The organism is uncultured Veillonella sp. (assembly GCF_963543145.1).
In the GTDB taxonomy this organism is placed as follows: Bacteria; Bacillota; Negativicutes; order Veillonellales; family Veillonellaceae; genus Veillonella.
In genome coordinates this window covers 1-5152 of sequence record NZ_CAUTZP010000033.1, presented here as the reverse complement: position 1 = coordinate 5152, position 5152 = coordinate 1, and the positions used below count along the sequence as shown (strand labels likewise).

Annotated in this window: 5 protein-coding genes and 1 pseudogene; all 6 read left to right on the top strand. The window is 40.5% G+C overall.

The annotated features are described in order from the left end of the window. Window positions 1-1334: pseudogene (locus RWZ05_RS08810) on the top strand (DNA-directed RNA polymerase subunit beta'); the annotation flags it as partial. Between the two features lie 360 nt (window positions 1335-1694). Further along, a complete protein-coding gene (locus RWZ05_RS08805) occupies window positions 1695-1940 on the top strand; it encodes a ribosomal L7Ae/L30e/S12e/Gadd45 family protein (protein WP_005377124.1) in 246 nt (81 codons plus the stop codon). A 76-nt stretch (window positions 1941-2016) separates the two neighbouring features. Continuing rightward, window positions 2017-2391, top strand: coding sequence for a 30S ribosomal protein S12 (gene rpsL / locus RWZ05_RS08800; protein WP_004693554.1), 375 nt, complete (start codon window positions 2017-2019; stop codon window positions 2389-2391). 52 nt (window positions 2392-2443) lie between these two features. Next, window positions 2444-2914: a 30S ribosomal protein S7 gene (gene rpsG, locus RWZ05_RS08795; protein WP_004693556.1), complete on the top strand. Its 471-nt coding sequence runs from the start codon at window positions 2444-2446 to the stop codon at window positions 2912-2914. Between the two features lie 15 nt (window positions 2915-2929). Continuing rightward, the gene (gene fusA, locus RWZ05_RS08790) at window positions 2930-5005 is read left to right on the top strand and encodes an elongation factor G (protein ID WP_314643807.1); all 2076 of its coding nucleotides are present in this window, start codon (window positions 2930-2932) and stop codon (window positions 5003-5005) included. Window positions 5006-5055: 50 nt separating this feature from the next. Continuing rightward, a partial coding sequence (locus RWZ05_RS08785; RefSeq protein WP_297524646.1) for a GTP-binding protein occupies window positions 5056-5152 on the top strand: 97 nt, incomplete at its 3' end.

Genomic DNA, 5152 nt, shown 5'->3' with positions numbered 1-5152 from the left:
TCCGTGCAACATTAAAAGAAACTATGGTTCAAAATATGTTGAACAAGGATACTGTGAATGCTATCGTGGATAGCAATGGCGTAGAAATCTACCCTGCCAATACACGTCTTACAGAAGAAGGTATTGAAGCAATTCTCAACTCTGACGTAAAAGAAGTACAAGTACGTAATAATGAAATTAACGGTATTGAAGTAGAAGCTATCGTTGAAGGTACTGGTATTATTGAACCGTTAAAAGACCGTATCGTAGGTCGTATTGCAGCTGAAGAATTAGTCAATAAGGAAACTGGTGAAGTTATCGTTCCATTGAATGGTGAAATTACAGACGAACTTGCTGATGAAGTTGTAAAACATTACGATGTTGTTAAGATCCGTTCCGTATTGACTTGTTGCAGTCCTTATGGCGTATGCCGTAAGTGCTATGGTCGTGATCTTGGTACAGGTGACCAAGTTCAAGTTGGTGAAGCAGTTGGTATCATTGCGGCTCAATCCATCGGTGAACCTGGTACACAATTGACAATGCGTACATTCCATACAGGTGGTGTCGCAGGTGACGATATCACACAAGGTTTGCCTCGTGTTGAAGAATTGTTCGAAGCTCGTAAACCAAAACGTAATGCAATCATTGCAGAAAATGAAGGTGTAGTACGTGTTGTGCCTAATGAAGGTAAAAAAGGTACTAATACTATCTTTATTACAAGTGAAGATGGTGTTGAACTCGATTACCTCATCCCTTATGGTTCCCGCATTATCGTTAAAGACGGTGATGTTGTATCCTTAGGTGCGCGTTTGACAGAAGGTTCCATTAATCCTCATGACATCATGCGTGTAATGGGCACACAAGCAACACAACGTTACCTCGTATATGAAGTACAAAAAGTATATAAATCTCAAGGTGTAGAAATCAACGATAAACACATTGAAGTTATTGTTCGTCAAATGCTTCATAAGGTTAAAATCGAAACTGCTGGCGATGCAGATATGCTCCCTGGCGATATGATTGATATCAACACATTTGATGAAGAAAATCGTCGTTTAACATTGAATGGCCGTGAAAAAGCTACTGGTAAACGCACATTGTTGGGTATTACTAAAGCTGCTTTGGCTACAGATTCCTTCTTGTCTGCTGCATCTTTCCAAGAAACTACACGTGTTCTTACAGATGCCGCTATTAAGGGCAAAATCGATCCATTATTGGGTCTTAAGGAAAATGTTATCATCGGTAAATTGATTCCTGCTGGTACTGGTATGAGCCGTTACCGTAAAATTGAAGTAGTAAAAAAGGCTCCTGAAATTTTGGAATTAACTGATGATGGTGAAATCATAGAAGAATAAGGTTTATAGCTTATAGCTATGATTAGTCAATAAAAGAGATATTCCTAGATTGGTATATAATTTAGGAATATCTCTTTTTGTTATATCAATTTTGCATAACAAGACTGTGTAAAAAGAATTGATTATGTATAAACTGTATAATAATAAGCAGAATTATCTATATTTGTATAAAAAAACGAGAATATTTCATGTAATTCTTATAAATGAAACACACGGATAAGTGTACATATTAAATACAGTGAAATAGCGGTTTTGAGTGTTAAAAAACCTTTGACATGCGTTTGAGTAATTGATATACTTACATAGTGCTTAGAGGGTAAGTGTGCCCTGAGCATAGTTTCGTAAGGAGAAGATGTAATCATGGACATTGCCCATTTAGCATCGGCGAACAAGACAATAGGTGCTAAGCAAACGATTAAATCGATTGCAAAAGGCTCTGTTAAGTTTGTGTTTCTCGGCTGCGATAGCGATAGCTATGTAGTAGATCCTGTACGGATGGCTTGCGTGGAACATAATATACCGTTCGACGATAAGCATACGATGGATGACCTTGGTCGTGCGTGCCGCATTAAAGTGCGGGCTACAGCGGTAGGCATCCTACGTTAATCTCGGTAATATCCGATGTAACACTTTGTTATGACGGATCAATTATAAATCTCAAATTTGGAAAGGAGGTGCCCAAATGCCAACAATTAATCAGCTAGTACGCAAAGGTCGCATGAGCTTGACTAAAAAATCTACAGCTCCAGCGCTTCAAGAATCTCCACAAAAACGTGGTGTATGTACTCGTGTGTACACAGCTACTCCAAAGAAACCAAACTCCGCGCTTCGTAAAGTTGCCCGTGTACGTTTGACAAACGCTATTGAAGTAACTGCTTACATCCCAGGCATTGGTCACAATTTACAAGAACACAGTGTTGTACTTATCAGAGGCGGTCGTGTAAAAGACCTTCCAGGTGTGCGTTATCACATCGTTCGTGGTGCATTGGATACAGCTGGCGTACAAAATCGTATGCAAAGTCGTTCCAAATACGGCGCGAAAAAAGCTAAAAAATAATTTTAGCCATTAAACGAAATTAACACACATCATTATAAAGGAGGAATTGAACATGCCAAGAAAAGGCCCTGTTCCGAAACGTGATGTACTTCCAGATCCGGTGTACAATAGCAAATTAGTAACACGTTTCATTAACAAAGTTATGTACGATGGCAAAAAAGGCATTGCTGAAACTATCGTATATGATGCATTTGAAATTATTCGTTCCAAAATGGGTCAAGACCCAATGGAAGTTTTTGATCAAGCATTGAAAAATGTTATGCCTGTACTTGAAGTGCGTGCTCGCCGTATCGGTGGTGCGAACTACCAAGTGCCAGTTGAAGTTCGTGCTGATCGTCGTCAAACACTCGGCATTCGCTGGGTTGTAAACTATGCTCGTCTTCGTGGTGAACGCACTATGAAAGAACGCTTGGCAGGCGAATTGATGGACGCTTTCAACAATGCAGGCGCTGCAATCAAGAAAAAAGAAGATACTCATAAAATGGCAGAAGCTAATAAAGCATTTGCTCATTATCGTTGGTAATAAGAGGTGACAACTGTGGCAAGAGAGTTTTCCTTAGCAAAAACTCGTAATATCGGTATCATGGCTCACATCGATGCTGGTAAAACAACAACTACAGAACGTATCCTCTACTATACAGGTATCGTTCACAAAATCGGCGAAGTACATGAAGGTGCTGCTACGATGGACTGGATGGCGCAAGAACAAGAACGTGGTATCACAATCACTTCTGCGGCGACAACATGTCACTGGAAAGATCATCGTATTAACATCATCGATACTCCTGGTCACGTTGACTTTACTGTAGAAGTAGAACGTTCTCTACGTGTACTTGATGGCTCCGTAGCGGTGTTCAGTGCTAAAGGTGGCGTTGAACCTCAATCCGAAACAGTATGGCGTCAAGCATCTAACTACGGCGTACCTCGTATCGCTTATGTAAATAAGATGGATACAGTAGGTGCTGACTTCTTCAACGTAGTTGATATGATGAAATCCCGTTTGGGTGCAAATTCCGTAGCTATTCAAGTGCCAATCGGTTCTGAAGATACTTTCGAAGGCATCATCGATTTGATGACTATGAAAGCGGAAATTTACAAATCTGATGACGGTAAAGAATATGAAATCACTGATATCCCAGCAGAATATCAAGAAGTAGCTGAAGCTCGTCGCGAAATGATGATCGATGCTATCGCTGAAACTGATGATGATATCATGATGAAATATTTGGAAGGTGAAGAAATCTCCATCGAAGAATTGAAAGCAGCATTGCGTAAAGCAGTTATTGCTAACCAATTGTTCCCAGTTCTTTGTGGTTCTTCCTACAAAAATAAAGGTGTACAAATGTTGTTGGACGCTGTTGTAGATTACATGCCAGCTCCGATTGACATCCCACCTATTAAAGGTGTAATTCCTGGCACTGAAGAAGAAACGACTCGTCCTTCTTCTGATGATGAACCATTCTCCGCATTGGCATTCAAAATCATGGCTGACCCTTATGTTGGTAAATTAGCGTTCTTCCGTGTGTACTCTGGCACATTGGAATCCGGTTCTTACGTTTTCAACTCCACAAAAGGTAAGAAAGAACGTATTGGACGTATCCTTCAAATGCACGCTAACACTCGTAAAGAAATCGACATGGTTTACGCTGGCGACATTGCTGCCGCTGTAGGCTTGAAAGATACTACTACTGGTGATACTCTTTGTGACGAAAAGAATCCTGTAATTCTTGAATCCATGGAATTCCCTGAACCAGTTATCTCCGTTGCTGTTGAACCTAAAACAAAAGCTGACCAAGAAAAAATGGGTACAGCTCTTGCTCGTTTGGCAGAAGAAGATCCTACTTTTAAAGTTCGTACTGATGAAGAAACAGGTCAAACTATTATCTCCGGTATGGGCGAACTTCACTTGGATATCATCGTTGACCGTATGAACCGTGAATTCAAAGTAGAATGTAACGTAGGTAAACCTCAAGTAGCTTATCGCGAAACTATCCGTAAAGCTGTTAAAGCTGAAGGTAAATTCGTACGTCAATCTGGTGGTCGTGGTCAATATGGTCACTGCTGGTTGGAATTGATTCCTCAAGAACCAGGTGCTGGCTTCGAATTTGAAAATAAGGTCGTAGGTGGTGCAATTCCTCGTGAATACATCGGACCTGTAGAAAACGGTGTTAAAGAAGCTATGGAATCCGGTGTTATCGCTGGTTATCCAATGGTTGATATCAAAGTTATCGTATTTGACGGCTCCTACCATGACGTTGACTCCAACGAAATGGCCTTCAAAATCGCTGGTTCCATGGGCTTTAAAGAAGGTGCTCGCAAAGCAGATCCTGCATTGCTTGAACCATATATGTCCGTAGAAGTAGACGTTCCTGAAGAATACATGGGCGATGTTATCGGTGACTTGAACTCCCGTCGTGGTCGCATGGACGGCATGGAAGCTCGTAATGGTAACCAACATATCAAAGCATATGTTCCATTGAGCGAAATGTTCGGTTACGCAACTGACCTTCGTTCCAAAACTCAAGGTCGCGGTAACTACTCCATGACATTCGATCATTACGAAGAAGTTCCTAAGAAAATTGCTGAAGAAATTCAAGCAAAGAAAAATGGTTAATCTTACATTAGATTAATAGAATTACTATTTTCCTCGGAGGATAATTTAAAATGGCAAAAGAAAAATTTGAACGTACGAAACCGCATGTTAATATCGGTACAATCGGTCACGTTGACCATGGTAAAACTACTTTGACTGCTGCAATCA